Genomic DNA, 25,766 nt, shown 5'->3' on the forward strand with positions numbered 1-25,766 from the left:
GAGGAAAACGATTTCAAAGCGTCAGCTTCGTATCCCGCTTTTCCACCTGTTCGCTGTTCATCTCTTCTCTGCATGTAGCATAGATTTCATACACCATCTGCGCATTATCGTGCCCCATCTGGTTAGCAATAAAAGACGGGTTTGCGGCTGCCGGTAAAAACCAGCATGCGAAAGTGTGCCGTGTATGGTACGGATTGCAGCGACGAATGCCAGCACGTTTTACAATTGAGTCCCACAAGGCGAATGGGTTGTCTACACTTAAAGCTTACGCAGTAATAAAACGGAGGTGAAAATGACTGACCGACCAGTTAATGGTGACCATCCTGATTTTAACCCCATCCCGGATAATCCGGAGAAGGATGGAAGTAAGTCCAAAGACGATCCTGGCTCAGCGCCTGAATCGGGTGATAAAGATCCAGAGTGATGACAAGCCGCCTTCACGAAGGCGGTTTTAACAAAATGTACAGCACCTCTTAGCTTTCCATTATCTACGATACCATGAAGAATAAAGACGAACAGACAGGATTAGTTGGGCTGGCGATTGGTGCCGCCGTTATTGGGCTGGTTTCATCACAGAAGATCATCAACCGCCAAAGTATTATCGATGAGCTGGTCAGGCTCGGCAGGCAGAAGGGGGATGGTGTCGAAGATGAAGTCTTTTTAAAAGCAGCTGAGTTAGTGAGAAAAGGGGGTTAAGCGATGGCTGAAATTCGGCAAGCACAGTGCCATTGTGGGGCGGTACAGTTTACCGTTGAGCTGACAGACGGCCTGAATACCGCACGCCGCTGTAGCTGCTCATTTTGTCGTATGCGTGGGGCGGTAGTCGTATCTGCGCCGTTGACGGGCATTAAGGTGATACAGGGGGAAGACAGGCTCACTGAGTACCGCTTCAACACCGGCACTGCGCGCCATTTCTTCTGCTCGGTCTGCGGTATTTACACGTTCCATCAACGACGCTCCAATCCCAACGAATACGGTGTCAATGTCGCCTGCCTCGAAAATGTCACGCCATTCGACTTCCCGGAAGTGGCGGTGATGGATGGGGTAAATCATCCCATGGATGGTGACAGCGGGGTGGTTGGTTATCTCTCATTCCGTAAAGAAGCATCGAAACATCATTAAACGTTAGCCCGCAGATTTCTGCGGGCTGATACCATTAGAACTGATAAACCAGGCCCAATGCGACAACGTCATCAGTACCAATGCCGTTGTTTTTGTAGAATGAATCATCTTCATCCAGCAGGTTGATTTTATAATCAACATAGGTAGACATATTTTTGTTGAAATAGTAGGTAGCACCTACGTCAGCATATTTCACCAGGTCTTTATCGTCCTGGCCATTGCCCAGATCTTTGCCTTTGGATTGTAAATACGAAATAGCCGGACGCAGGCCAAAGTCAAACTGATATTGCGCAGTGACTTCTACGTTCTGCGTTTTATTTGCTACCGCATCTGCATTGTCACCGTACGGCGTCATATTACGGGTTTCGGAATACATTGCCGCCAGGTAGATATTGTTGGCATCGTATTTCAGACCTGCGGTCCATGCATCCGCAGTGTCGCCGCCCGCAGTGGTGTAATTTACCTGATCGTTGGTACGGTCAGAAGAGGCGTATGCGGCGCCCGCACTGAAGCCCATGCCGAAATCATAGGTGGCGGAGATACCGTAACCATCACCGTTTTCATGGCGAGTGTCACGGCCGTTGTTGGTTCCTTCGTTGGTAGAGCAGAAATCCTCGTCGCAGTTGTTACCTTCATTATTACCCTGATACTGCACCGCAACGTTCAGGCCCTGCACCAGACCAAAGAAGTCGGTGTTACGGTAGGTTGCAACGCCATTGGCACGACCGGTCATAAAGTTGTCGGCATAAGTGTAAGAATCGCCACCAAATTCAGGCAGCATATCGGTCCAGCCTTCTACGTCGTACAGTACGCCATAGTTACGGCCGTAATCGAAGGAGCCATAGTCGCCCACCTTCACACCCGCGAAGGCCAGACGCGTCCATGACTGTTTGTCAGAACCTTCGGTGTTGTTTGCCTGAATGTTGTATTCCCACTGCGCGTAGCCGGTCATCATGTCGTTGATTTGGGTTTCGCCTTTAAAACCCAGACGCATATAGGTTTGGTCGCCATCTTTCGACGCGTCGTCAGAGAAATAATGCAGACCATCGACTTTGCCATACAGATCCAGTTTATTGCCGTCTTTATTATAAATTTCAGCTGCGTGAGCGGTTCCAGCCATTAACAAAGCGGGGATCATCAGTGCCAGTACTTTTCTTTGCATTTGGATTATTCCTTTGCGGTTGTTTTTTTATTACTTGGTGAACTTTCCGGACTGGAAAGGTGTCCCATGCTAAATCACTCTGATGGCGGATGAATAAAATATAATTGTTACGGGTTAAGTAAAATCTCAACCAAATAATGCGGCTGAAATGACGATTGATGTCGTGAATAAATCACGGTGACAGATACAAAATAAAAATTATTAATTGCGTAGTAAACAAGGTAATCTTCCCGGCGTTATATGCCTTTAAGATTTTTTCATCCATAATTGCCGTGAATATTGTTCAGAAGATTGAGGCAATTTTCACCGATCTTTGGATTCGCCCGGTGCGCATGCATCGGGCTTTTTTTATGGCAAAAAAATGCCCGGACAAGCCGGGCATAAAGGTTATTCGCTGGTGGATTTTTCCGCTTTCCCCGCTAGTTGTGCCAGGAAGTCATACCGCTTCTGAAGATCCGCTGCCGCATCCTTCCAGAGCTGCTCTGCTACTTCTGGCTGCTGAGCGTTCAGCCTGCGGAAACGTTGCTCCTGAAGCAGGGTCTCGGCGAGGGCGTCTGACGGTGGACGCGAATCCAGCGCCAGCGGCAATTTCCCTTCATCGGCACGGCGCGGATCGAAGCGGTACAGCGGCCAGAATCCGGTTGCGGTAAGCTGACGCATCTGGTCGTGGCTAAGCGCCAGATCGTAGCCATGTTCCTCGCACGGGCTGTAGGCGATGATCAGCGACGGGCCAGGATAAGCTTCCGCTTCCTGAATGGCTTTTACCGTCTGGTTGAGCTGTGCGCCCAGCGAAATCTGCGCGACGTAGACATGGCCATACATCATCATGCTGACGCCGAGATCCTTACGCGCCTTGCGTTTGCCATGCTCACCAAATTTCGTGACCGCCCCCAACGGCGTCGCTTTCGAGGCCTGTCCACCGGTGTTGGAATAGCACTGGGTATCAAGAACCAGAATATTGACGTTTTCGGTCAGGCTCAGCACGTGATCGAGTCCACCGAATCCAATATCGTAGGCCCATCCGTCACCGCCGATGAGCCAGATCGATTTTTCTACCAGCGCGTCGGCATCGGTCAGCAGTTGTTCAGCCCCTTCAATACCCTGAAGCGCAATGCGCAGTTCAGCAACCTGCGCGCGACGAACGTCAGGCGTGGCCTCCGCATGCAGCGCGTCATTCAGCTCTGCCGGGATTTTATCGGCAAACTCTTCCAGCAGACGCATTACGCGGGCACGGTGCTGGTCGACCGTCAGACGGAAGCCCAGACCAAATTCTGCGTTATCCTCGAAAAGCGAGTTTGCCCACGCCGGACCGCGGCCGTTCGCGTCGGTGGTATACGGCGTTGACGGCAGGTTTCCCCCATAAATTGACGAGCAGCCAGTCGCGTTGGCAATCAGCATTCGGTCGCCGTAAAGCTGGGTAAGCAGTTTAATGTACGGCGTTTCACCGCAGCCAGAACACGCCCCGGAGTACTCGAAAAGCGGCGTAATGAGCTGTGAGGTACGAATGTCAATGCGTTCCAGCTTGTTGCGGTCGATTTCAGGCAGGTCGAGGAAGAAATCATAATTCACTTTCTCTTCTTCAACATGGTCCAGACGCGACATCATATTGATGGCTTTGATTGTCGGATCCTGACGATCTTTCGCCGGGCACACCTCAACGCACAGGTTACAGCCGGTGCAGTCTTCTGGCGCCACCTGAAGAACATATTTCTGGCCACGCATATCGCGGGATTTTACATCCAGCGAGTGCAGGCTCTCCGGCGCGTCAGCCATCGCTTCCGGCGATACCACCTTGGCGCGAATGGCCGAGTGCGGACAGGCCGCCACGCAGTGGTTGCACTGGGTGCACAGCTCTTCTTTCCAGATGGGGATCGCTTCGGCAATATTGCGTTTTTCCCAGCGGGTCGTGCCCATCGGCCAGGTGCCGTCAGGTGGAAGTGCAGAGACGGGCAGGGTGTCGCCCAGTCCGGCAAGCATCGCCGCCGTTACGGTTTTGACAAAATCCGGTGCGGCGTCAGACACCACTGGCGGTCGGTTCGGGCTGCCGGCATTGACCGGCTGCAACGGCACTTCGAACAGCGACTCGCGCGCCAGCGCCAGCGCCTGCCAGTTGCGTTCAACCAGCTCCTGACCTTTGCTGCTGTAGCTTTTGGCAATCGCCCCCTGAAGTTCCATCAGCGCGCTGTCGCCCGGCAGAATGTTGGTCAGGTGGAAGAACGCCATCTGCATGACCGTATTGATTCGCGCTGCCAGGCCGCACTCGCGGGCAATCTTCGCGGCGTTAATGACATACAGGCGCGCCTGTTTCTGGTTCAGTACTGCCTGGACTTCCTGGGGCAGGCGCGCCCAGACCTCATCAGCGCTGTACGGGGTGTTGATCAGGAAAATACCGCCGGGCTTCAGGCGCTCGGCCATCTGGTATTTATCAATGAACTGGAGCTGGTGACAGCCAACAAAATCTGCCTGAGAAATAAGGTACGCCGAGCGGATTGGGTGTTCGCTAACGCGCAGGTGGGAGACGGTCAGCCCGCCCGCTTTTTTGGAGTCATAGACGAAATACCCTTGCGCATACCACGGCGTGGAGTTACCGATAATTTTGATGTTGTTTTTGGTCGCCGAGACGCTGCCGTCGCTGCCCAGGCCGTAGAACAGCGCTTCCAGTTTCGCATTCGAGGGCAGGGTGTTTTCCGGCAGCGGGAGAGAAAGGTTAGTCACGTCATCATAAATGCCGACCGTAAAGCGCGGTTTCGGTTTTGCCTCGCGCAGTTCAGTGAATACGGCCAGGACGCATTCTGGCCCGAACTCTTTGGAGGATAAACCATAACGCCCGCCAATGACGCGCGGCAGCGTTTCGCGTTCGCCAGCATTGAACGCCTCAGCCAGCGCCGTCATCACATCAAGATAGAGCGGTTCAGCCTGTGCGCCAGGCTCTTTGGTGCGGTCAAGTACCGCCACGGCACGCGCGCTTTCCGGCAGGGCTGCGAGCAGGTGTTTCGCTGAGAATGGACGATAGAGGCGCACTTTGAGGACGCCCACTTTTTCCCCACGCGTCAGCAATTCATCGACCACCTCTTCACAGGTGCCGATGGCTGAACCCATCAGGACGATCACGCGCTCGGCCTGCGGATGGCCGTAATATTCAAACGGCTTATACGCGCGACCCGTCGCAGCGGCAAAATCGTTCATCGCCTGTTCGACATGATCGTATACAGCGTTGTACCACGGGTTTGTCGCTTCGCGCGACTGGAAATAGGTGTCCGGGTTTGCCGACGTTCCCCTAATCACCGGGTGTTCCGGATTGAGGGCACGCGCGCGATGAGCATCAATGTCAGCCTGCGGCAGCAGGTTCAGAATAGTGTCGTCCGGCAGCGGAACGATTTTATTGATCTCGTGTGACGTGCGGAAACCATCGAAGAAATGAATAAACGGCACGCGGCTTTTCAGCGTGGCAATATGCGATATCAGCGCGAAGTCCTGTGCCTCCTGCACGCTACCGGCGCAGAGCATAGCGCAGCCGGTCTGACGTACGGCCATCACGTCCGAGTGATCGCCAAAAATAGAGAGCGCGTGAGTGGCCACGGTGCGCGCGGCAACGTGCAGGACAAACGGCGTTAACTGTCCTGCCAGCTTGTAAAGCGTGGGGATCATCAGCAGAAGACCCTGTGACGACGTAAACGAAGTCGACAGGGCACCGGTCTGCAACGCACCGTGCACGGTGGCAATGGCGCCGGCTTCGGACTGCATCTCAACGACGCGCGGGACGTCGCCCCAGACGTTTTTTAGGCCATTCCCGGCCCAGGCGTCTGCCTGTTCAGCCATTGTTGAGCTTGGAGTAATTGGGTAGATGGCGATAACTTCGCTGGTACGAAACGCAACCGACGCGACTGCACCATTGCCGTCAATAGTTTGCATAGGACAACACCCTTACATTGCGCAAAAAGAGGGGCCTGTAAAACGACGACAGACCCTGAATATTATCTGTGTATTTTAGCAAAGCTCAGGGTTTGCGATTTTCGCTTTTGTGTCCTCGGTATGCGCTGTATCAATGACTGGATGGCTAGTTGCGTTAAAAAATTGCGAGAAATTGTTACCAGAGCGCATAAATACGCACATCCGCTCTCGACGATGCGGCGCGTGATGCCTATTATGCTTAGGTTTCGCTTTAATTATGGGGAGAAAGGTATGCGTTCAGCATTTTGGGTAGGATGTGCCGCGTTACTGTTATCGGCATGCAGCAATGAACCTGTACAGCAGGCGACAGCAGCACACGTTACGCCAGGTATGAGAGCGGCTATGTCCAGCTCTGGACAAGCTAACTGCGCAATGATTGGAGGGTCACTTTCCGTTGCCCGCCAGCTCGACGGCTCCGCCATCGGCATGTGCGCATTGCCTAACGGCAAACGCTGTAGTGAGCAGTCGCTAGCCGTAGGGTCGTGCGGAAGCTACTGAGTTATTCTACTCGCTTAAACATTAATGACTTATCGGCTGTTGCCAGCGTTAACTGGTCTTCGGTCAGGTCTACCTGTGCGCCTTTGCTTAGCATATCGGCGATGGTCTGATCCAGTGCATTAAGCTGCGGCTCGGTGCAGAGTTTCCGCGTCATGGCCAGCGTTTTGACGGTCAATTCTCCTTCGGACAATTTCCCCTGTCCGTTGAAGCCGTTGCACATCGTGCCGGAGACGACAATGTTGTTAATCAGGCTGATATTAGGCTGCGCACTGAAGCGAATTTCAGGCTGCGTTTTACCGACTTTCACCGCTTTGCCATCAACGTTTTCCAGCACGAAGCGGTGGTTCTCTAGCTGTTCGGTCTGAACGGAGGCTTTGCCAGGGTTAACGCATCCAGCCAGTGCGAGGCTGATTAAACTTACTGCCGCGAGCTTTTTCATTTTTCTTCTCAAACTATCAATGCTGTAAATATTTTTTCAGTGTAACGATACCCTCCTGGGTGTTAATGGGGTTTATCTGAAAGTGCGAGAAAGGACCGGGCGGCGGCGCACCCGGTGAGATACTTAATGAGATTTAAATCCAGCCGCTGCCATCAGCATTTTGAAGAGCATACTGACGCAGGCCAGCGCCAGTACGCTGCCGCCCCAGATGATGGCAAGCCACATCAAACGTTTCCATACAGGTTGTTGCATCAGTGATAACCCTCCCCATGCTGTACTTTTCCGCGAAAAACGTAATAACTCCAGAAGGTGTAGACCAGAATGACGGGAATGATCAACAGTGCACCCACCAACATAAAGCCCTGGCTTTGGGGTGGGGCGGCGGCCTCCCAGAGGGTAATGTCCGGTGGGATGATGTGTGGCCAGATGCTGATCCCAAGCCCACTAAAACCAAGGAATACCAGTCCTAAGGTCATGATAAACGGCAGGGTATGGCTCGCCGGATTATTCAGGCAGCGCCACTGACACAGGCTCAGGATCACAACCAGCGCAGGGACGGGCAGCAGGTAAAACAGGTTCGGCAGCGTAAACCAGCGTGCGGCAATGGCCGGTTGCGCCAGAGGCGTCCAGATACTGATTGCTGCAATGCACCCCAGAAGGAGAAGCAGGAGTACCTTCGATACCTGACGCATCCGCCGTTGCAGGGCATTTTCGCTTTTCATGACCAGCCACGTTGATCCTAACAGCGCGTAAGCCACCACCAGGGCCGCACCGCAAAAAAGAGTAAACGCGGTAAACCAGTCAAATGGACCGCCGCTGTAAGCGCGACCGGTGACGCTGAATCCATGGATCACCGCGCCGACGGTAACGCCCTGGCTGAACGTCGCCACAATCGACCCGCCAATAAAGGCCTTATCCCAGAACGGGCGGTGCGCCGGAGTCGCCTTGAAGCGAAATTCAAAGGCAACTCCGCGAAATATAAGCCCGATCAGCATTATGGTCAGGGGGATGGTGAGCGCGTCAATGATGACCGCATAAGCGAGAGGAAAGGCACCAAACAGAGCCGCACCGCCAAGCACCAGCCAGGTTTCGTTTCCGTCCCAGACCGGGGCCACGCTGTTGACCATCACATCGCGATCGTCTGCATCCGGCGTTGCCGGAAACAGGATGCCTATCCCCAGGTCAAAACCATCCATTACGATATACATCAAGGTGGCGAAAACGATAATAACGAACCAGATAATGGAAAGATCGATACCCATTACGGTTACTCCTTACATTCAGTGGTGACGGCAGAAAGCGGACGAGCAGGGCGGCCGTCGGATTCGGTCGCAAAGGATCCATGGGGCTGCGGCCCTTTTTTAATCAGACGCACCATATAGCTGTAGCCCACGCCAAACACCGCGGTATAAACCACGAAGAAAGCCAGCAAGCTAATGCTCATGTGCAGATCGCCATGCGCGGAAACCGCATCTTTTGTGCGCTGTAGCCCATAGACGACCCAGGGCTGGCGGCCGACCTCCGTAGTTACCCATCCGGCGAGGATGGCGATCAGCCCGGACGGCCCCATCAGCTGAGCAAACCACAGGAAGGGACGCGAGGTATAGAGGCGGTGTTTGTAACGCAGCCACAGTGCCGCCACGCCCAAAAGCAGCATCAACATCCCTAAACCGGCCATAATGCGGAAAGACCAGAAAACAATTGTGGCGTTCGGACGATCTTCTTTCGGAAACGCCTTCAATGCCGGAACCTGTTTATCAAGGCTGTGGGTCAGGATCAGGCTGCCCAACGCGGGTATCGCCAGTCCAAAACGGGTCCGTTCCTGCTCCATATCCGGCCAGCCAAACAGCAGCAGCGGCGTAGGCTCACCCGGCGGGTTCTCCCAGTGGCCTTCTATAGCGGCTATTTTCGCGGGCTGGTGTTTTAACGTGTTCAGCCCGTGCATATCGCCCACCAGCGCCTGGACAGGGGCGACGATCAACGTCATCCACAACGCCATGGAGAACATGGTGCGAATGGCGGGCGTGTTGTTGCCGCGCAGCAAATGCCACGCCGCAGAGGCACCGACAAACAGCGCGCTGCTGAGGAAAGCCGCTATCGACATGTGCAGAAGGCGATAAGGGAAGGAGGGGTTAAACACCACGGCAAACCAGTCCACAGGAACCACCTGACCGTTTACGATTTCATAACCTTGCGGTGTCTGCATCCAGCTGTTTGATGAGAGGATCCAGAACGTAGAAATGATGGTTCCCAACGCGACCATGCAGGTTGAAAAGAAGTGCAGCCCCGGCCCGACCTTATTCCAGCCAAATAACATCACCCCGAGGAAACCTGCCTCCAGGAAGAACGCGGTGAGCACTTCATAGGTCAGCAGGGGGCCGGTAATACTGCCCGCGAACTGCGAAAACCCGCTCCAGTTGGTGCCAAACTGATAAGCCATCACCAAGCCGGAGACCACGCCTATGCCAAAGTTGACGGCGAAGATCTTCGACCAGAAATGGTACAGCGAACGCCAGACGGGATTTTTGGTTTTTAGCCACAGCCCTTCCAGCACGGCGAGATAGCTCGCCAGGCCGATGGTGATTGCTGGAAATATAATATGAAAGGATACGGTAAAGGCGAACTGTATTCGCGCAAGATGAAACGCATCTAGACCAAACATGCAAAACTCCGCAGTGCAAAAAATTCGATGCGATTTTAAGCTGTGCCAGGTCTGGGTTGCAGAGACAGACAGATGTTATTTATCTATAACAGTTTTCTTGACCGTCTATGTGAAACTTGTATCGGGCGGTAATATTACCGCCCATGTTAACGCTCACTTTCGTAATGCCCAAAGGTAGATCAATACGGCGTTAAGCAGAAAGGAAAAAATAAAAAGTAATAATGTGTAGCTTTCACTCCATTCAAGTTCAGTTACAAATCCAAAATGTCTGGTGTAGAGGTGATAAAGCAAAACATCCGGCATGATGTAGCATACCAGCGAATAAATAATGAAAAGCATCAATGTTTCGACCACCCACGTCAGGGCATGTTTCTTTGCATTCATCAATATACCTGTATGGTGCCAAGTGCATTTAATCCAGCAGCGACTTTTATTGTGCCGGACGCCAGTAGTCCATGCATTAATATTCTGAAGTGAGCATGGTTTGGTAATGTGATGCATCCATTACTAATACCGGACTGTCCCGCAGGGTGTAGGCGAAAAGATCCCCGCTCAACTCTGTTGATAAAGGTTGTGTCGTCAATGTGATTATCATGACGATAAAGAGCAAACCAAAAATCACGGTTCGATCCACTTTCAAACTCTTTGATAACATCATGCCAGTGGGTAGCTAACCCACCTCGAGGACGTGTAACGATATAGTAGAGTCCGGGCGGTAATGGCCCCACCGCAGGCGTTGCAACGGCATCAGGGTTGTTTCTGTTGTGGCCTGCGTTTCCTGAATATGCGGGGAAAAAGCCCAGGCCAGGACAGCTCAGCGTTGAAAGTTGCCCCCCATTTAAATGAAAAGTACATCGAATCATCTGTCTTTCCATTCATCAGAGAAAAGAATATTCCCGTCGCAATGCTTCCAGGTAATCTTTTCGTAGCGAAGTGCGATACTTTCGAGATGGTTATGTTTTTCAGTCGCGGGATTTTTTATATCATGCATGAGTGGACAGATAGAGACAACTTTCACGTTCTCCAGCAGCATGTTGAAGTATTCGACCTCCTGGCCTGCATCATTGATATGATACCACTTAAACTCAGCGCTTTTTAAGGTTTGTCCTTTTGCTACTGCTTTGTACAAATAGGGGCTTGAGCTGTCGAACTCTTTTTCAAAATTAAGTGGGCTATGAATACGGGTGCCTGTGATCTTACCGGTCATGTTGTCGGTAGGGAGATACAGGCCGTGCCCAAAACTCAAAATTTCAATACTTCCCTCACGATTCAAAACATCGACAGAGCCCTTAATACTCGCGCCGCCGTCATCTTTTAGCCAGAGGTATGCTGGAATTGCCATCCTGTAGATCCCTTTTTCTGAGTGAATCTGAAAAGTTAATACCTCTGGTGAACCAACCAGGTAGGCATAAAATGTCATATAAAACATTTATATTTCAATTGGTTATGTGTTGGTGCTTCGAAATCGGTTTCTTGAATAATCAATGATGCTGTAGACAATCCTGAATAAAAAAATTCTTTTTATGATTTTTACGCATTAAACAGCTTGCTTTGTCACCAGCAACATGCGTTAATGGATTTCTGGTTTTGAATCCAAATAAATATCTGACGTAGTTTTATAAAGCAGTTCTCATCACGTTGTGCCTCTCCGCAGCCTCTCTTGGGTCTTTATCTACATTCCGATTCGTTTTGTATCGAACCATTTATGCCTGATCGGCTCATGAGTAATTTACGTTTTTACGTTTACAGGAGAATCCTATGACTTCTTATATCCATTTCCGCTGCCCATGCTGTCATGGTTCGCAGTACCGCACCTCAGCTTTTGACGTGTCTGATAAAAACCCGTTCGGCGCGAAATGCATTTTCTGCAAATCGCCGATGATCACGCTCGACCACCTGGCCGCTGCGCATTCTGCTCAGAATCACGTTACCGAATACCGTAAGTAAGCCACCGCATTTACCATAACAGTTAGCAAAATCTTCTCTTTTTCTCCTGCTGATATACACTGTCAGAAATAAGGAGAATCTGATGAAAAAATACCAGCGTCTGGCGCAACAAATAATCTCGCAGATTGAGCTTGGCGTATGGTTGCCGGGCGATAAGCTGCCTTCCCTGCGAGAGCAGGTGGCAAGCAGCGGCATGAGCTTTATGACCGTGGGCCACGCGTATCAGATGCTGGAAAGTCAGGGGCGCATTGTTGCCAGACCGCAGTCGGGATACTACGTTGCCGCGCGCCCGACCACGCACCAGCCTGCACCGCCCGCGCAGGTGATGCGCGACGAAGTGGTAGACATCAACACCTATATCTTCGACGTGTTACAGGCCAGCCGCGACCCCTCCGTTGTCCCTTTTGCCTCAGCATTTCCCGATCCGCGCCTCTTTCCGCTTCAGCAACTCAACCGCTCGCTGGCTAACGTCAGTAAAACCGCCACGGCCATGAGCGTGATTGAAAACCTGCCGCCGGGTAACGTCGACTTACGTCATGCCATTGCCCGTCGCTACGCTCAGCAGGGGATGAATATCTCCCCGGATGAAATTGTGATCACCGCGGGCGCGCTTGAGGCGCTCAACCTCAGCTTACAGGCCGTCACGGAACCAGGTGACTGGGTTATTGTTGAAAACCCCTGTTTTTATGGCGCACTCCAGGCGCTTGAACGTCTGAAGCTGAAAGCGCTGTCGATTGCCACTGACGTGCGGGAAGGTATCGATCTCAATGCCCTTGAGCAGGCGTTAAACGACTATCCGGTAAAAGCCTGCTGGCTGATGACTAACAGTCAGAACCCGCTCGGCTTTACGCTGAGCGCAGAGAAGAAAGCCCAGCTGGTGGCCTTGTTAACCCGGCACAACGTCACGCTGATCGAAGACGATGTTTACAGCGAACTCTATTTTGGCCGCGAAAAGCCGCTTCCGGCAAAAGCCTGGGATAAGCAGGACATGACGTTGCACTGCTCCTCATTTTCCAAATGTCTGGTGGCCGGTTTTCGCATTGGCTGGGTGGCGGCGGGAAAACATGCGCGCCGTATTCAGCAGTTGCAGCTAATGAGTACGTTATCGACCAGCTCTCCCATGCAGCTGGCGCTGGTGGATTATCTGGCGACCAAGCGTTACGACGCCCACCTCCGTCGCCTGCGGCGTACGCTTGCTGAACGTAAACAGCAGGCCTGGCAATCGCTTCTGCGCCATATGCCTGCCGGCGTCAAAATCCATCATAACGACAGCGGATACTTTTTATGGCTGGAGCTGCCTGAACAGCTGGATGCGGGGCTGTTAAGTGAAAAGGCATTAACCCATCAAATCAGCATTGCCCCCGGCAAGATGTTTTCCACCTCCGACATCTGGACGCCGTTTTTCCGTTTCAATACCTCCTGGGGTTGGAGCGAGCAGGAGGAACAGGCTGTCGTCCAGCTGGCGGCGCTAATTCGCGAAATGATGCTGCCGCCAGTCACACCTTGATGAAAATTCCTGAAGCGGCAGGGCGCGCGGTCTACCTTTAATATGGGGGTACGGCTTAAAAGCGTGACGTTGTCACGTATCGATCCGACAAACGTGTGCTGACAGCGAAAATAATGTCGACTTTAACAGGACGGTGCTATGCAAAATCAATTGCTGATTAATGGTGAACTGGTGGCCGGCGAAGGTGAGAAGCAGGCGGTTTATAATCCTGCCACGGGTGAGGTGCTGCTTGAGATTGCTGAAGCATCGTCTGCACAGGTGGACGCCGCCGTCCAGGCTGCCGATCGTGCGTTCACAGAGTGGGGACAAACGACGCCGAAAACGCGCGCCGACTGTCTGTTAAAGCTGGCTGACGTGATTGAAGCCAACGCCGACGCGTTCGCGCAGCTGGAATCCCTTAACTGCGGAAAGCCGCTCCATTGTGCCCTGGGGGATGAAATTCCTGCCGTGGTTGATGTGTTTCGCTTCTTTGCCGGGGCCGCCCGCTGCCTGAATGGGCTGGCTGCCGGAGAATATCTGGAAGGACATACCTCGATGATTCGCCGCGATCCGGTTGGCGTTGTCGCCTCTATCGCGCCCTGGAACTACCCTCTGATGATGGCGGCGTGGAAGCTGGCCCCCGCGCTGGCAGCGGGAAACTGTGTCGTCATCAAACCATCAGAAATCACCCCGTTGACGGCGCTGAAGCTGGCAGAACTGGCGAAAGATATCTTCCCGGCAGGCGTGCTGAACGTGCTGTTTGGTCGCGGCAAGACCGTAGGGGATCCGCTGACCGGTCACGAAAAAGTGCGCATGGTTTCCCTCACCGGCTCTATCGCCACCGGGGAACATATCATTGGTCATACCGCATCTTCTATCAAACGTACCCATATGGAGTTGGGTGGAAAAGCGCCGGTCATTGTCTTTGACGATGCAGATTTGGATGCCGTGGTTGAGGGGGTGCGTACGTTTGGCTTCTACAATGCCGGTCAGGATTGTACCGCAGCCTGTCGAATCTATGCCCAGGAAGGAATTTATCCCGCCCTGGTTGAAAAGCTGGGCGCAGCCGTTGCCAGCCTGAAAATGGGCGCACCGGACGATGCATCAACGGAGCTTGGTCCGCTCAGCTCCGCAGCGCATCTTTCCCGCGTTTGTGCTGCCGTGGATGAAGCCAAAGCCCTTGAACATATCCGCGTCGTCACCGGCGGCAGTAAAGCAGAGGGGGGCGGATATTACTTCCAGCCAACGCTGCTGGCCGGGGCAAAGCAGGAAGATGCGATCGTCCAGCGAGAAGTGTTTGGTCCGTTAGTCAGCGTGACGGCGTTTGAGGATGAAGCGCAGGTGCTGGCCTGGGCCAACGATTCGCAATACGGCCTGGCCTCGTCCGTCTGGACAAAAGACGTCGGGCGCGCACATCGGCTCAGTGCACGGTTGCAGTATGGCTGCACCTGGGTGAATACCCATTTTATGCTGGTGAGTGAAATGCCTCACGGCGGGATGAAGTTATCCGGTTACGGCAAAGATATGTCGATTTACGGCCTTGAAGATTACACGGTTGTGCGACATGTCATGATCAAACACTAAACACTTATGCCCGGCACAGTGCCGGGCGATTGTGCTTACCAGCCACACACGTCGTGTTCATTTTCCGTATCGTAGGCGCGAACGGTATTCACCAGATCCTTCACGACATCTGCCGCGACATCCGGGATCAACAGCTCCATGGGAGCCTCTGTCTCATAATCTACCGACACGCCGTTGCTGTTGTTGGTGACGGTCACGGTATAGGTTGCCTTACCCATAACTTACTCCTTATGCGTGTTGACCACTTTACCGATACCCGCCCCGCTGAGCGTGACGGCAGGATCCGCGAAAAAGTCGATATTAAAGTAAGTATCGTCGGTTAATAGCTCAATGCGGTGCCATTTTTGCGGAGGGGAGATGCCAAAAGAACCGGCCTCAATCACCACTTCCAGATCGGGTTCGATGGCATCGCCATCGGCAAAGCCAAAGTAACGCACCGCACCCTGCATAACGGACAAACGCCCGTACACGCCAGCTTTGGTGTTGTGATGGGTAAAAAGCGCTTTTGGGGCGGTCTCTTTATTCCAGAACGGGGTAGAGCGGGTGTGAACAAAGTTTTCAGGAATACGTAACATAATAGTTTCCTTCATGATATCGGGCGCTTAAAGGGACTTAAGCACCTCAGGTTCAACAAAGAATTCAATATTGAACAGGGTGTCGTCGGTCATCAGCTCAATGTGATGCCATCTCTCTGGCGGGAAAACGCCGAAATGACCCGCCTCAATGACGAGTTCGCTGTCAGGTTCGGGCGTAAATTCATCAGCATAGCCCAGATAACGCACTGCGCCGCGCATCACCGACAGGCGAGGGTAAACGCCCGGACGCGTACCCGTATCAAGGTGGCGTTTAAAAATGCCGGCGGGGGCCGTTTCTTTGTTCCAGAAAGGCGTGGAACGGGTGTGAATGCAACTCTGTGGAATGCGTAGCATGTTTCCTCCCTTGAAAGCCTGCTCTTATTAGACTGCTTTCTGAGGGAATGGATTTGTCAAAAAGTGCATTTTATATGCACCTTATCAATAATAACCGTTTTGCTTTACCCGGCGTTGTTACACAAGATACTCAGTTGTTATTATCCTTAGTATTTAAGTGGTTATGATGTAATGAAAAAACTTGATCTGTGTCAACATATGACGCATATTGCGTGCGGTTATTTTTTGGCTCAGGTAAACAGAATGACGTTGTATCAAAAGATGTTGGTGTTTTACGCAATCATGGCCTCTGTCTGTGCATTAATCACCTGGTTCCTGTCTAAAGATCGAAAACGTATTCGCCTGTTAAGCGCATTCCTGGTGGGCTCCACCTGGCCGATGAGCTTTCCTGTTGCCCTGTTGATCTCACTTTTCTGAAGCACGCTTCCAGAATTGTCATCCAGACATAGCATTCCATAAATTGAGCCTGTATAAATATACAGTCATCATACATGGAGTGCTTATGAACAGTTTCTATTCACAGCAAGCAGGCTGTACCGTTCGCTGGCAAGATCTTCCCGTATTCGGTGACCCGGTTGTGTTTATCCACGGGTTGGGCTGTGCATCGTCGTATGAATATCCTCGTATTGTCTGTGATACCCGTTTCGGCGGGCGCAGAGCCATTCTGATCGATCTTCCCGGTAGCGGTTACAGTGACAAACCTGGCAACTACCGTTATCGCACAAGCGAACAGGCACAGGTGGTGGTTGAACTGTTAAACCATCTCGGTCTGGATAGGCTCTGGCTCTATGGTCATAGCATGGGCGGGAGTATCGCGATCGAAACGGCAACGCTATTGAAGTTGCGCGTGAAGGGCCTGATCGTGTCTGAACCCAATTTTCGTGCAGGTGGCGGGATGTTCAGCCGATCTATTGCGGCCCAAACCGAACAAGATTTTCTGGAGCAGGGATATGATGACCTGCTGCGGGCGGAAACGTCGGCGTGGGCGGGAAGCCTTCAAAGCAATGCCCCCTGGGCCGTCTGGCGCGGCGCAACGAGCCTCGTCGAGGGCATTAAACCTGACTGGGAACACCTGTTCTTGTCATTGAACTGCCCGATAAGGTTAATTTTTGGTGAGAGGTCTCTGCCTGATGAAGATTTTAATCGCCTGCAACAAAAAGGCGTTCCGGTAAAAATTATTCCCGATGCGGGCCATTCAATGTCCTGGGAAAACCCCTCCGCGTTGGCTCAGGCTTTGTCTGACTTTCTGAGCGGAGCATGAATGGGCAGCCCGCACTTAAGCGGGCTGCAATGATTAAGACAACAGGGCAGACAGTGCTTTGCGCGCGGCAGGCTGAACGTCATACGGACACTGATAATCCACGTTTTCAATGGCGCGGGTGTAGAGCGCAACCAGCCAGTCATAAACGTAAGCTGTCGCAGCATGAACAGGCTGCTCACCCAACCGGGTGAGGCGGGGTGAGGCGCTGCTCACAACCGGCGTCACAAAAATGGCCTGACCTTTGCGGATCCGGCTTGCAGGCCGTTCAGCGACGGGAGTCAGTTCATATCCAAGCCAGCCGATGAAATTGCCTATCGCGGCGTGCAGCTGTGCGGCACTACTTTTATCGGTTTCTACAATGCGTTGCAGTTGCAGCGGCAGGTTAAGCCGGTAGCTGGTGACGATCAGCACATCGGCAATCTGCTGTAATACGCCTGCGTCCAGGCCCAGCCGGGCAGCCGCCGCGTCGTTGCGACTCCACTGACGAAGATGGTTAACCCACACGCTATGGGCCATTCGCGCCTTGTCCTTGGTCTGCAACACGCCAGGATTTTCCTGCGCCTCTTCCGCAAACAGATCGATAACGTCGTTAAACAGGCCGTTGACCTGTTCCTCACGAGGCTGGTGAACCGTCAGCAGCGTCTCAAACGCTTTTAACGGCGGCAGAAGCCCTTCAAGCAGTTCACCGTGACGAGCGGCGCTGCCTTGCAGCGTTCGAACCATTTTTTCGGCCTGAGCCCGCTCAGCTATTGGGTCGCGGGTAAGAGGGCCGATATACGGGCGCATCAGTGCCGACAGCGACTGTTGCAACACGCTTTTAAGCGTTTGAAGACGCTTCTGGCGCTGGGACCGCAGGGTAGCCTGCGACAGCCATTCGATCACCCGCTGCATGCTGTGGGAATCAAGCGCCTGGAGGGTGCCCCAGCGCAGACCCGGCTGGCCCAGCAACTGCTGCACCGCTTCGTCAAGGTTCTGCTTCGTGGTGAACCGCGCATCATGAGGGGTAATGGCCCAGACCAGCCCCGGCAATGCGGACTCTTCCACCGGCTGTGTCTCTTTGACCCAGTTTTGCAGGAGCCTGGCCGTTTTTGCCGTCTGCTGGTGGTGCGCTGTTGCGTTGCAGATAACGAGCACATCCGGCTGAATTTGCTGACGATAATGCTCCAGCAACCACTGGCATTTTGCCTGCGTCATCAGCGGCGTGTTTTCCTCAGTAATGGCCGGAATATCAATAATATCGACGTTATTGAGGGCGCAGCTCTCAACGGGCAGCACCAGTTCGCGGGTCAGACATGCCAGTACATCGACGGGCAGGCTAATGGCATTAAGCAGCTCGCCGTTATTGATCGGGTGAAGCAGGGTTTCCTGCGCTTCTGGTACGGTAAATGCCCCATGAATCAGGAAGCCTTCACACGGCAGGCCAAAGCTGTCCACCAGAAGACTCAACGGCGCGGCAAGCGCGCTGGCATGGCCGGTTTGATGCAGCACATGGGCGAGTTTAAGCCACTGCTGGGTTAACTCCTGTTGCTCACCCCACAGCAGGGACCAGACGCTGGCGCGCGTGCTGAGATCCAGCGACGGTATCAGCAGGGCAAACTGATGCCACAGGGCATCGTCAATCTGCTGCTTAGCAGCCGGGACCTTGCTCTGCCAGAAACGGGCAATGGTCGCCACTTCCTGTTCGGTCATTCCCGGCACGCTCTGCGGTTGACGCAGCGCACGCCATTTTTCAAGCCGGGCTTCAATCACGGACTTATCCACCGCGCGGATCTGCGGATCCAACGTGGTGCGCGCGATAAACAGCTGCACCAACTCGGCCTCCGTCACCAGGCTCAGGCGCAGCGGAAACGCCTCATCGGCAATCTCGCCGGACGACCTGCTGAAACGAACGGCCATGTTGGTTGGCGCATGTCCCGGATTGATATGCGAGAAATAATCGAACGTGCGTTGACCCGGCGTGACGTTCAGCCGTTCGTCGCCGCTGCCGCACAGAGAGGCCAGCAGGTGTGCTTTCGCCGTCTGCGAGTGGCCGTATAAGCCAATGCTGCTCCGGCTGACAAGGGCGCGATCGAGCGCCTCTTCGCGCGCGCGGGCTGCGTTAAGGCGGGCAAGCAGGGCGTCGGCGTCGTTATCCAGCATCGGGGCGTGCTGTCGCGTCTCGTTGATCCACCCGATTAAGGCCTGGGTGGTGGCAGTCGTCCCGGTCATTTGAGGTATACGCTCCCGCTGTCGATCCAGTAATGGCTGCCGCTATGTCGGCGATCGGCCAGAGTATTCAGTTTAAACGTCAGGGCATCGGGCGGCACGGGCGTGCCGTCCTGGAGCCAGGCGTCGCTCAGCTCGAACGATTCCGGGCCTTCCTGCCTGTTGCCGCCACGCAGCTTCAGGCGCACGTTCAGCACGCCGTCGCCCGCAATGGCTTTCGCCAGCTCGGCAGAGTTGATGCTCAGGGTGTAAAGCGGCGTGGCGGGCCAGCGGGCATTGGCCAGCTGCCGGAAGCCGAGCGTAACGTTACCACGCAGCGGGAAGTGCAGCCGGGCGTCCAGTTTCGCGCCGGGTTTATCGAGGTCGATGTCGTGATACCAGACGTTCTCGTCCCGCAGGGTATTGATCGTGTTATCCAGCACCCCCAGATAACGCACCGTAGAGTACGCGCCAATATCGGCCGCTTTGAAGTTAAAGCGCGGCAGACGAAGATCCAGCGCCAGGCTACAGAGCATCGCCCCCACGGCGGCGGTGGATTTCGGGTTGCCGATCCGTCCCTGCTGGCTGAACGGATACCATTCATGAACCTGGTATTTATCCAGCCAGACGATACGATTGACGGGCACCGGTTGCAGGTGGCGAATCAGGGCCTGAACGCCCGGCAGGCAGCCCGGCCGTCCCGTGATCAGCAGAATATCGCAGCTGTAGTGAGAGATTGCTTCGCATACCGCATGAAGCGGGGCGGCGAGCGTGAACTGCCCCGCCAGCATGGCGTCCTGCATCTCCCGGAAATTGACGTGCAGCGGCACGCTGAACAGATCAAAGTGCTCTGAGCCAGCAGGCAACGCATGGTCGATCGCCTGCTGGAGATAATTCATTACGTTACGCGTTGGTTTTTGGGTCAGCAGATCGCCAAAGGTGGCGTGCAGCCCGGCCAGCGGATCGTCAATATCGCTCGATTCCCACGCCGCCAGGATCGCGTGACCGATCGGCATAAAGAGCTGAAGCGCCGTTTGCTGGCGCAATACTGCCTGGGTATCAATCCGCCCGGAGTCGCCGAACAGGGACGCCATCAGCAGGGAGGCATCGGCTATGCCGGATTTCTGAAGCTGGGTTTGCAGCGCGGGCAGTACGTAGCGCTGGATCACGTCCAGCAGCGTATCATCGCCGGCTACCTTGAACCCTTCGCGGAACAGCAACTGCGGGGTAATTTTGACGTTATTACCGGAGCCATCATCGAGCTGATAGTGTGTGATGGCCATATCCGTCGTGCCGCCACCGATATCGATAGAGGCAACGCGCAGCGCACGCCCCGGCTCAGGCGCGCGATCCGGACGGGCGAGGGAGGCGAAAAACGCTTCGGTCTGGCCGCCGAAGTGGGAAATGGCTTCGTTATACAGCCACACCAGCTGGCCGCAGCTGGCTTCGTCCCACTCCATCTGGATTTCAGGAACCGGAACCACGCTTTTTTCCTGCTGCTTCCGGCTGGCAAAATCTTCATCCTGCGGATGCCAGCCCATCGCTTTCCAGACGATGGCAATGGCTTCGAACATGCGGCGACGGAAGATCTCGCGCTCCTGTTTCGGCATCGCCGAAGGCAGGGTGAGGATCAGCGTACGCAGCTGGCGTGGAGAGGCCGGGAAGCCGAGCCGCAGGCGCGTGGCAACGCTGTTAATCTGGCCAAGCGCCTGCGCCAGCAGCTCACAGAGCATGTGCGTCATCAGGGTGCTGCGGCTGTACTGCGGAGAGAAGACCGGCAGGCGCTCATCCTGCGGCAGCGTGAAGAGCGGTTCCCCGTCGTCGTTCATCAGGTTCATCAGCGGAAACGCGGTCGCCAGCGGTTCGCGTTGAGTCTTGCTGTTCATCTGGCTGAAGCGCCAGTCCTGCACGACCGGCGTTTCGTCCCACAGGTAGCGACGCGGGCTCGAGATCCCGCTGTTGCCTTCAGTGCCCAGACGCTGCATCGCCAGCTTACGCGCTTCATCACCCACTCGGACAATAGATGGCCAGACGAACGCATCCTCACGGCCGCTTTCCACCGAGAAGTGTTGTTTGCCAAAGCGCGCTTCGGAAAATTCGAGACGGCTGGTAAACAGCGGCTCATTCAGGAACTGCGGCTCGCTCAGAGAGCGCACCTGGAGTTCAGCCGTCTGGCGCAGGCCGTCATTGGCATCACCATGATCTTCAATAATCACGCCGCAGGTGTGGGTGTTACCAACGTCAAGGATCAGATCGACAGGAATAGCAGGGGTGCTCAGGGTGTGGGTAACAAACTTCACTTCCGGCACAGTCAGTTGTTCACCGAGCATGGAGAGCAGGTTGAGCCAGTGTGCCTGATACTCAAAGCTGCGCATGGCCTGATGCAGCTCGCGTTCAGATCGTTTTTCAACTCCGTCGGCAAACTGCGTGAAGGCTTCGCGCAGCCAGCCGTCAATCCAGGTCTGGTCGAGGAAACTCTCAACTTCATTGTCGCGCCAGGCGAGTGCGAAACGCGTCCCGTTCAGGATATCGTTTTCAATCGGCGACAGCGCGGACGTTGCATGCTCTGCAATCTGGCTGTCGAGGGCGATGGTGACGCGGTGCGTGTTGCCAGCCGCGTCGGGTGTGGAAAGCTTTCGCACCTGAACGCGGGCCCAGTTGTCCGGGCCATCAACAAACGTCCGCGGCGGATTAAAACGCAGGAAAGGAAGCGGCAGCCAGACGCCGTCCAGCACGGTCAATGAGTCGTGCAGCGGAATAGTGCTTTCAGGCTTGACCACTTCCGGCTGCCCGCCATCGGCGGCAGGCAGCGTGTACCGGCCGTTAACCAGATCAAAATCCAGACGCAGCAGCGGGCCATTTGCCGTTTTACGCACGAAACGCCCGTTGCTCGCGGTATCCTGCGGCGTCAGGCCAAAATCGAGGAACTGTACGCCGCTGTTAGCAATCAGCGTAACGCTCTGTTTATAGTCGCAAAGATTAACCAGCATAGGATCAGGCACCTGCTTTCTTGAACGTCAAAGGAACGACGGTGTTGGCATCGTAACGTGCGGTGCATTCCGCCACATCGCTGGCACCCGCCTTACAGGTCACTTCCGGCATCGGATACCGTGAGCCGTCGGTGCAACGTGCGTTGCCGCGCGTTTTGATCAACAGCTCGCCGTTGCTGTGTAATCCGGAGAAGACGTCCACGCGGCAGACAATATTGTCGCCATGCACGACCCGGGCGAAACCTTTGTTGTTCTGGATTTGATAGCGCAGCGATGGCGGTTTGCCGGTGAGCGGGTCCTGCACATCGAGAAACGCGCGCCAGGTACCGTTCAGGAAGCGCGTTAACCCGGCCTTGACCTGGTTTGCCTCCATTACCATTGCATCTTTCGGTATCGCGGTAATGACCACAGGTTCGGCCGCCGGAGCAGGCGCTTTTACCTTCGGCTCTACCACTTCGGCCTGGTGCAGCGGGAGTTTTAACTCAAGCGGCTCCACCGTCTTAACCGGGACCGGCGCAATCGCCACGGGGGCTGGTGCAGGCGTGGCGGCCGGCACCGCGGTCGCGGCCTGTTTTGGCCACAGCAGCGGGGTGGCAATGGCCGCAACGATGACCGCGGCAACCGGCAGTAGCCACAGAGGGGAGCGACGCTTTTTCTGCACGACCGTCGGTGCGGGCTCTGGCGGCTCGACGTTCATGCGCACCGGCTCTGGCGTATAGAGTTCATCTTCGGTGATACGGACGGTAGCCGCAGGCGTGATAAGCGGGGCATCGGCCTGCTCAAAGGTCACCGCCGGGGCGGGTTCTGGCTCCGGTTCAGGTTCGACAATCACCTCTGGCTCAGGCTCAGGGATCAACGATTCGCGCAGGCAGTCCAGCACGTCATCGCGCGCATTCTCGTTAAGATTGACGAAACCCCAGAAGCAGATCACCGGCTTGCCATCGACGATATAGACAAAGTTCTCCCCGGGAAACTGGAAGGCTTTTGAAAGCAGTGAGCCAAACAGCTGCTGCGCCGTTTTCGGCGACTGGAGGCATTTTTTACTCAGCGACTCCACGCTGGCGAGCGTGTTTTCCAGATAGCGCAGGGCACGAAAGCGATCGTCTTCGTCCGCCGCCTTCCAGCTGGAGACCGTGCCCTCAACCGGGGAGTACCAGTCAACGCGGTCGGCGCCGTCATTGACCTGAGGAATGGCCAGACAATCGACGATAGCCTGCTGTTTGCGCAACCGAAGCGCTTCCCGAATTTGCAGGGCTGATTCAAAAACGGCCTGTCCGCCGCCGCCAACGGCCTGAAAATCATCCAGATTGCCGCTGCGTAAAAGTGTTTTTGCCACGATTTGGTCCTGTAGACTTTTTCACGCCGTTACTTTAGCTAAACGCGATTGCAAACAAACGGCTGAGGAGACGGCAAAAGGGACGATTTCTTGCGGCATTGATCGGGACGGTTGTGCTTGACGACTAACGCACCTTAAGGCAAATCGTTTTTCGTGGGCGGGTGCTTAAACCAGCGAAAAGTGCGGCTTTAGAATAACCTGATAGTGATTCGTTATTTGTCAGGTTATATCGCCTGTGCTGTTATTACTGTCCACTATAATAAAACCGAAAGGGTAATAACCATGTCTACAGGGAAAACCGTGCTCGCCCTCGCGCTGAGCGCGCTGCTGCCGGCAAGTGCCGCATGGGCGGCAAACAAAGACACCATTATCTACTGCTCCGAAGCGTCACCGGAGTCGTTTAACCCGCAAATCGCCAGTTCTGGACCCTCGTTTGTCGCCAGTTCGCAAACGCTGTATAACCGACTGATTAACTTCGATCCGGTGAAGAACACCCCCGTGCCTTCGCTCGCCGAGTCGTGGACCATTTCACCCGATGGCAAAACCTATACTTTTACCCTGCGAAAAGGGGTGAAGTTCAACAGCAATAAATTCTTTAAACCGACGCGCGACTTCAATGCCGATGACGTTATTTTCTCGGTCATGCGTCAGAAAGACCCTAAGCATCCGTATCACAACGTTTCCCAGGGTAATTACGAATACTTTAATGACGTGGGCCTCGACAAGCTCATTCAGGATGTGAAAAAGATCGACGATTACCATGTTCAGTTCACGCTGAGTGAACCCAACGCGGCATTTCTGGCCGACTGGGGAATGGACTTTGCCTCAATCCTCTCCGCCGAGTACGCGGATGCGATGCTGAAAAAAGGCACGCCTGAAAATGTGGATACCTGGCCAATCGGCACCGGGCCCTATGTGCTTCAGCAGTACAAGGTGGACTCGCTGATCCGCTACGTCGCCAATCCAAACTACTGGGACGGTGAAGTGCCGACCAAACACCTGATCTTCTCCATCACGCCAAACGTGGAAACCCGTCTGGCGAAGCTGCAAACCAACGAATGCCAGATCGTTCCTGCGCCGTCGCCCGTGCAGTTTGAAGTGATTAAGAAAAACAAAGACCTGACGCTGCACTCGGTGGACGCGCTGAACGTGGGGTATCTGGCGTTTAACACAGAGAAAAAACCGTTTGATAATGTGCTGGTACGCCAGGCCCTGAACTATGCGACGGACAAAAAGGCCATCGTGAACGCGGTCTTTATGGGATCTGGCAGGGTAGCCAAATCGCCGATCCCGCCGAACATGCTCGGCTTTAATAAAGTCCTGAAGGATTACGACTACGATCCGGAAAAAGCAAAAGCCCTGCTTAAGCAGGCGGGTCTGGAGAAGGGCGCGGAGGTCACGCTCTGGTCGATGCCGGTTCAGCGTCCGTACAACCCGAACTCCCGGCGTATAGCGGAGATGATCCAGGCCGACTGGGCGAAAGTGGGCGTGAAGGCAAAAATTGTGTCTTACGAGTGGGGTGAGTACCTCTCCGGCATGCGTAAAGGCGAGCATGATTCCGCGCTGTTCGGCTGGATGTCCGACAACGGCGATCCGGATAACTTCGCTGACGTACTGCTGGGTTGTAACAGCATTAAAACCGGATCCAACGCCGCGCGCTGGTGTGATAAGGGGTATGATGAGCTTGTGCAAAAGGCTAAGCTGACCAGCACCCCGGAAGAACGCGCGAAGCTTTACGGCCAGGCGCAGGAGATTTTCTACCAGCAGGCGCCGTGGATTGCGTTAGCTAACGGCAAAACGTTCTACGCGACCCGCAGTAACGTGACGGGTTACAGCGTGAGTCTGATGGGCAGTGATTTTTCGAAAGCGAAGCTGAACTGATAGTATTATTGCCGGGTGGTGCCAGGGTTTCCCAGCCTACATTCAGCACCCGTAGGCCCGGTACGCCTGGCGCCACCGAATACGTTAAAAGGAGTGACAATGTCACATTTAAACGATGTTATCGCGCGCGTTGATGCCGCCATCGAAGAGAGCGTTATTACCCACATGAATGAACTGCTGATCGCATTAAGCGATGATGCAGAGCTGAGCCGTGAAGATCGCTATACCCAGCAGCAACGCCTGCGCACCGCGATTTCACATCACGGTAAGCAACATAAAGAAGAAGCGGAGGCGCGCCATGCCCACCTTACGCAGGGCGGGACTATTCTGTAAG

Annotated in this window: 25 protein-coding genes and 1 pseudogene; 11 read left to right on the plus strand and 15 right to left on the minus strand. The window is 54.4% G+C overall.

What is annotated here, in order from left to right:
• Nucleotides 1-13: 13 nt before the first annotated feature.
• Nucleotides 14-259, minus strand: a pseudogene (locus tag IM300_RS19115) (tyrosine-type recombinase/integrase); the annotation flags it as partial.
• A gap of 33 nt (nt 260-292) precedes the next feature.
• On the opposite strand from IM300_RS19115, the gene IM300_RS22780 reads away from it, so the two are divergent.
• The 3 genes from IM300_RS22780 (at nt 293) to IM300_RS19125 (ending at nt 1,122) form a co-directional block, all read left to right on the plus strand.
• Nucleotides 293-424 (plus strand): hypothetical protein, encoded by a 132-nt coding sequence (locus IM300_RS22780; protein WP_255507681.1) that lies wholly within the window; start codon nt 293-295, stop codon nt 422-424.
• A gap of 74 nt (nt 425-498) precedes the next feature.
• A complete protein-coding gene (locus IM300_RS19120; RefSeq protein WP_193037841.1) occupies nt 499-696 on the plus strand; it encodes a hypothetical protein in 198 nt (65 codons plus the stop codon).
• Between the two features lie 3 nt (nt 697-699).
• Complete coding sequence (locus IM300_RS19125) at nt 700-1,122, plus strand: GFA family protein (protein ID WP_193037843.1); 423 nt, start codon at nt 700-702, stop codon at nt 1,120-1,122.
• Nucleotides 1,123-1,156: 34 nt separating this feature from the next.
• Here IM300_RS19125 and ompC read toward each other — a convergent pair whose 3' ends face one another.
• Nucleotides 1,157-2,284 carry a porin OmpC gene (ompC, locus tag IM300_RS19130; protein ID WP_193037845.1) on the minus strand — a complete coding sequence of 376 codons (1,128 nt, stop codon included), beginning with the start codon at nt 2,282-2,284 and terminating at the stop codon, nt 1,157-1,159.
• 387 nt (nt 2,285-2,671) lie between these two features.
• Complete coding sequence (nifJ, locus tag IM300_RS19135; RefSeq protein ID WP_193037847.1) at nt 2,672-6,196, minus strand: pyruvate:ferredoxin (flavodoxin) oxidoreductase; 3,525 nt, start codon at nt 6,194-6,196, stop codon at nt 2,672-2,674.
• 270 nt (nt 6,197-6,466) lie between these two features.
• Here nifJ and IM300_RS19140 point away from each other — a divergent pair, with 270 nt between their 5' ends.
• Entirely contained in the window at nt 6,467-6,733 is a 267-nt protein-coding gene (locus IM300_RS19140) for a DUF333 domain-containing protein (RefSeq protein WP_003856935.1), read from the plus strand.
• 1 nt (nt 6,734) lies between these two features.
• On the opposite strand, the gene hslJ is transcribed toward IM300_RS19140, so the two are convergent.
• The 6 genes from hslJ to IM300_RS19170 all read right to left on the minus strand — a co-directional run bounded on the left by hslJ (nt 6,735) and on the right by IM300_RS19170 (nt 11,176).
• Nucleotides 6,735-7,172 (minus strand): heat shock protein HslJ, encoded by a 438-nt coding sequence (gene hslJ, locus IM300_RS19145; RefSeq protein ID WP_102751091.1) that lies wholly within the window; start codon nt 7,170-7,172, stop codon nt 6,735-6,737.
• A gap of 123 nt (nt 7,173-7,295) precedes the next feature.
• Nucleotides 7,296-7,424, minus strand: coding sequence for a DUF2474 domain-containing protein (locus tag IM300_RS19150; protein ID WP_017693358.1), 129 nt, complete (start codon nt 7,422-7,424; stop codon nt 7,296-7,298).
• Nucleotides 7,424-8,434, minus strand: coding sequence for a cytochrome d ubiquinol oxidase subunit II (gene cydB / locus IM300_RS19155; RefSeq protein ID WP_193037849.1), 1,011 nt, complete (start codon nt 8,432-8,434; stop codon nt 7,424-7,426). Before cydB ends, IM300_RS19150 begins: the two co-directional genes overlap by 1 nt.
• Before the next feature lie 5 nt (nt 8,435-8,439).
• Nucleotides 8,440-9,834 (minus strand): cytochrome ubiquinol oxidase subunit I, encoded by a 1,395-nt coding sequence (locus IM300_RS19160; protein WP_193037851.1) that lies wholly within the window; start codon nt 9,832-9,834, stop codon nt 8,440-8,442.
• Between the two features lie 383 nt (nt 9,835-10,217).
• The gene (locus IM300_RS19165) at nt 10,218-10,697 is read right to left on the minus strand and encodes a DUF2778 domain-containing protein (protein ID WP_131636931.1); all 480 of its coding nucleotides are present in this window, start codon (nt 10,695-10,697) and stop codon (nt 10,218-10,220) included.
• The gene (locus IM300_RS19170; protein ID WP_193037853.1) at nt 10,694-11,176 is read right to left on the minus strand and encodes an Hcp family type VI secretion system effector; all 483 of its coding nucleotides are present in this window, start codon (nt 11,174-11,176) and stop codon (nt 10,694-10,696) included. The genes IM300_RS19165 and IM300_RS19170 overlap by 4 nt, the downstream gene beginning before the upstream one ends.
• Nucleotides 11,177-11,592: 416 nt before the next feature.
• Between IM300_RS19170 and IM300_RS19175 the strand changes: the two genes are divergently transcribed.
• From IM300_RS19175 to patD, 3 genes are all read left to right on the plus strand, one after another.
• The gene (locus IM300_RS19175) at nt 11,593-11,781 is read left to right on the plus strand and encodes a hypothetical protein (RefSeq protein WP_063866623.1); all 189 of its coding nucleotides are present in this window, start codon (nt 11,593-11,595) and stop codon (nt 11,779-11,781) included.
• Nucleotides 11,782-11,863: 82 nt separating this feature from the next.
• Nucleotides 11,864-13,288, plus strand: coding sequence for a PLP-dependent aminotransferase family protein (locus IM300_RS19180; RefSeq protein ID WP_193037855.1), 1,425 nt, complete (start codon nt 11,864-11,866; stop codon nt 13,286-13,288).
• A gap of 138 nt (nt 13,289-13,426) precedes the next feature.
• Nucleotides 13,427-14,851, plus strand: coding sequence for an aminobutyraldehyde dehydrogenase (gene patD, locus IM300_RS19185; protein WP_193037857.1), 1,425 nt, complete (start codon nt 13,427-13,429; stop codon nt 14,849-14,851).
• 35 nt (nt 14,852-14,886) lie between these two features.
• Here the strand turns inward: patD and IM300_RS19190 are convergent, their stop codons facing one another.
• Genes IM300_RS19190 through IM300_RS19200 form a run of 3 tightly spaced genes read right to left on the minus strand, consistent with a single transcriptional unit; the run spans nt 14,887 to nt 15,780 of the window.
• Nucleotides 14,887-15,069: a DUF1869 domain-containing protein gene (locus IM300_RS19190; RefSeq protein ID WP_063449914.1), complete on the minus strand. Its 183-nt coding sequence runs from the start codon at nt 15,067-15,069 to the stop codon at nt 14,887-14,889.
• A gap of 3 nt (nt 15,070-15,072) precedes the next feature.
• Nucleotides 15,073-15,426 carry a DUF1971 domain-containing protein gene (locus IM300_RS19195; protein WP_193037859.1) on the minus strand — a complete coding sequence of 118 codons (354 nt, stop codon included), beginning with the start codon at nt 15,424-15,426 and terminating at the stop codon, nt 15,073-15,075.
• Nucleotides 15,427-15,453: 27 nt separating this feature from the next.
• Nucleotides 15,454-15,780 (minus strand): DUF1971 domain-containing protein, encoded by a 327-nt coding sequence (locus IM300_RS19200; RefSeq protein WP_063866626.1) that lies wholly within the window; start codon nt 15,778-15,780, stop codon nt 15,454-15,456.
• Nucleotides 15,781-16,023: 243 nt separating this feature from the next.
• On the opposite strand from IM300_RS19200, the gene IM300_RS19205 reads away from it, so the two are divergent.
• Nucleotides 16,024-16,197 (plus strand): GhoT/OrtT family toxin, encoded by a 174-nt coding sequence (locus tag IM300_RS19205; RefSeq protein ID WP_032670341.1) that lies wholly within the window; start codon nt 16,024-16,026, stop codon nt 16,195-16,197.
• A gap of 85 nt (nt 16,198-16,282) precedes the next feature.
• Nucleotides 16,283-17,041 carry an alpha/beta fold hydrolase gene (locus tag IM300_RS19210; RefSeq protein ID WP_193037861.1) on the plus strand — a complete coding sequence of 253 codons (759 nt, stop codon included), beginning with the start codon at nt 16,283-16,285 and terminating at the stop codon, nt 17,039-17,041.
• Between the two features lie 33 nt (nt 17,042-17,074).
• On the opposite strand, the gene IM300_RS19215 is transcribed toward IM300_RS19210, so the two are convergent.
• From IM300_RS19215 to IM300_RS19225, 3 genes are read right to left on the minus strand one after another with little or no spacing between them, the layout of a single operon-like run.
• Nucleotides 17,075-19,249: a virulence factor SrfC family protein gene (locus IM300_RS19215; RefSeq protein ID WP_193037863.1), complete on the minus strand. Its 2,175-nt coding sequence runs from the start codon at nt 19,247-19,249 to the stop codon at nt 17,075-17,077.
• The gene (locus IM300_RS19220) at nt 19,246-22,215 is read right to left on the minus strand and encodes a virulence factor SrfB (protein WP_193037865.1); all 2,970 of its coding nucleotides are present in this window, start codon (nt 22,213-22,215) and stop codon (nt 19,246-19,248) included. Before IM300_RS19220 ends, IM300_RS19215 begins: the two co-directional genes overlap by 4 nt.
• 4 nt (nt 22,216-22,219) lie before the next feature.
• Entirely contained in the window at nt 22,220-23,551 is a 1,332-nt protein-coding gene (locus tag IM300_RS19225; protein ID WP_193037867.1) for an SrfA family protein, read from the minus strand.
• Nucleotides 23,552-23,833: 282 nt separating this feature from the next.
• Here IM300_RS19225 and IM300_RS19230 point away from each other — a divergent pair, with 282 nt between their 5' ends.
• A complete protein-coding gene (locus IM300_RS19230) occupies nt 23,834-25,432 on the plus strand; it encodes an ABC transporter substrate-binding protein (RefSeq protein WP_193037869.1) in 1,599 nt (532 codons plus the stop codon).
• Between the two features lie 99 nt (nt 25,433-25,531).
• Nucleotides 25,532-25,765, plus strand: coding sequence for a YdcY family protein (locus tag IM300_RS19235; RefSeq protein ID WP_107535429.1), 234 nt, complete (start codon nt 25,532-25,534; stop codon nt 25,763-25,765).
• Nucleotide 25,766: the final 1 nt, after the last annotated feature.

The sequence above is a fragment of the Enterobacter cloacae complex sp. I2 genome, assembly GCF_014896205.1.
In the GTDB taxonomy this organism is placed as follows: Bacteria; Pseudomonadota; Gammaproteobacteria; order Enterobacterales; family Enterobacteriaceae; genus Enterobacter; species Enterobacter quasihormaechei.

Excerpts from the sequence above, each read along its gene's own strand:
- IM300_RS19165 (WP_131636931.1), bottom strand. The coding sequence starts at position 10,697 with ATGATTCGATGTACTTTTCATTTAAATGGGGGGCAACTTTCAACGCTG.
- IM300_RS19230 (WP_193037869.1), top strand. The coding sequence starts at position 23,834 with ATGTCTACAGGGAAAACCGTGCTCGCCCTCGCGCTGAGCGCGCTGCTG.
- IM300_RS19125 (WP_193037843.1), top strand. The coding sequence starts at position 700 with ATGGCTGAAATTCGGCAAGCACAGTGCCATTGTGGGGCGGTACAGTTT.
- IM300_RS19195 (WP_193037859.1), bottom strand. The coding sequence starts at position 15,426 with ATGTTACGTATTCCTGAAAACTTTGTTCACACCCGCTCTACCCCGTTC.
- IM300_RS19205 (WP_032670341.1), top strand. The coding sequence starts at position 16,024 with ATGACGTTGTATCAAAAGATGTTGGTGTTTTACGCAATCATGGCCTCT.
- IM300_RS19215 (WP_193037863.1), bottom strand. The coding sequence starts at position 19,249 with ATGACCGGGACGACTGCCACCACCCAGGCCTTAATCGGGTGGATCAAC.
- IM300_RS19140 (WP_003856935.1), top strand. The coding sequence starts at position 6,467 with ATGCGTTCAGCATTTTGGGTAGGATGTGCCGCGTTACTGTTATCGGCA.
- IM300_RS19120 (WP_193037841.1), top strand. The coding sequence starts at position 499 with ATGAAGAATAAAGACGAACAGACAGGATTAGTTGGGCTGGCGATTGGT.
- IM300_RS19160 (WP_193037851.1), bottom strand. The coding sequence starts at position 9,834 with ATGTTTGGTCTAGATGCGTTTCATCTTGCGCGAATACAGTTCGCCTTT.
- hslJ (WP_102751091.1), bottom strand. The coding sequence starts at position 7,172 with ATGAAAAAGCTCGCGGCAGTAAGTTTAATCAGCCTCGCACTGGCTGGA.
- IM300_RS19200 (WP_063866626.1), bottom strand. The coding sequence starts at position 15,780 with ATGCTACGCATTCCACAGAGTTGCATTCACACCCGTTCCACGCCTTTC.
- IM300_RS22780 (WP_255507681.1), top strand. The coding sequence starts at position 293 with ATGACTGACCGACCAGTTAATGGTGACCATCCTGATTTTAACCCCATC.
- IM300_RS19180 (WP_193037855.1), top strand. The coding sequence starts at position 11,864 with ATGAAAAAATACCAGCGTCTGGCGCAACAAATAATCTCGCAGATTGAG.
- patD (WP_193037857.1), top strand. The coding sequence starts at position 13,427 with ATGCAAAATCAATTGCTGATTAATGGTGAACTGGTGGCCGGCGAAGGT.
- cydB (WP_193037849.1), bottom strand. The coding sequence starts at position 8,434 with ATGGGTATCGATCTTTCCATTATCTGGTTCGTTATTATCGTTTTCGCC.
- IM300_RS19190 (WP_063449914.1), bottom strand. The coding sequence starts at position 15,069 with ATGGGTAAGGCAACCTATACCGTGACCGTCACCAACAACAGCAACGGC.
- nifJ (WP_193037847.1), bottom strand. The coding sequence starts at position 6,196 with ATGCAAACTATTGACGGCAATGGTGCAGTCGCGTCGGTTGCGTTTCGT.
- IM300_RS19175 (WP_063866623.1), top strand. The coding sequence starts at position 11,593 with ATGACTTCTTATATCCATTTCCGCTGCCCATGCTGTCATGGTTCGCAG.
- IM300_RS19150 (WP_017693358.1), bottom strand. The coding sequence starts at position 7,424 with ATGCAACAACCTGTATGGAAACGTTTGATGTGGCTTGCCATCATCTGG.
- IM300_RS19235 (WP_107535429.1), top strand. The coding sequence starts at position 25,532 with ATGTCACATTTAAACGATGTTATCGCGCGCGTTGATGCCGCCATCGAA.
- IM300_RS19170 (WP_193037853.1), bottom strand. The coding sequence starts at position 11,176 with ATGGCAATTCCAGCATACCTCTGGCTAAAAGATGACGGCGGCGCGAGT.
- IM300_RS19210 (WP_193037861.1), top strand. The coding sequence starts at position 16,283 with ATGAACAGTTTCTATTCACAGCAAGCAGGCTGTACCGTTCGCTGGCAA.
- IM300_RS19220 (WP_193037865.1), bottom strand. The coding sequence starts at position 22,215 with ATGCTGGTTAATCTTTGCGACTATAAACAGAGCGTTACGCTGATTGCT.
- ompC (WP_193037845.1), bottom strand. The coding sequence starts at position 2,284 with ATGCAAAGAAAAGTACTGGCACTGATGATCCCCGCTTTGTTAATGGCT.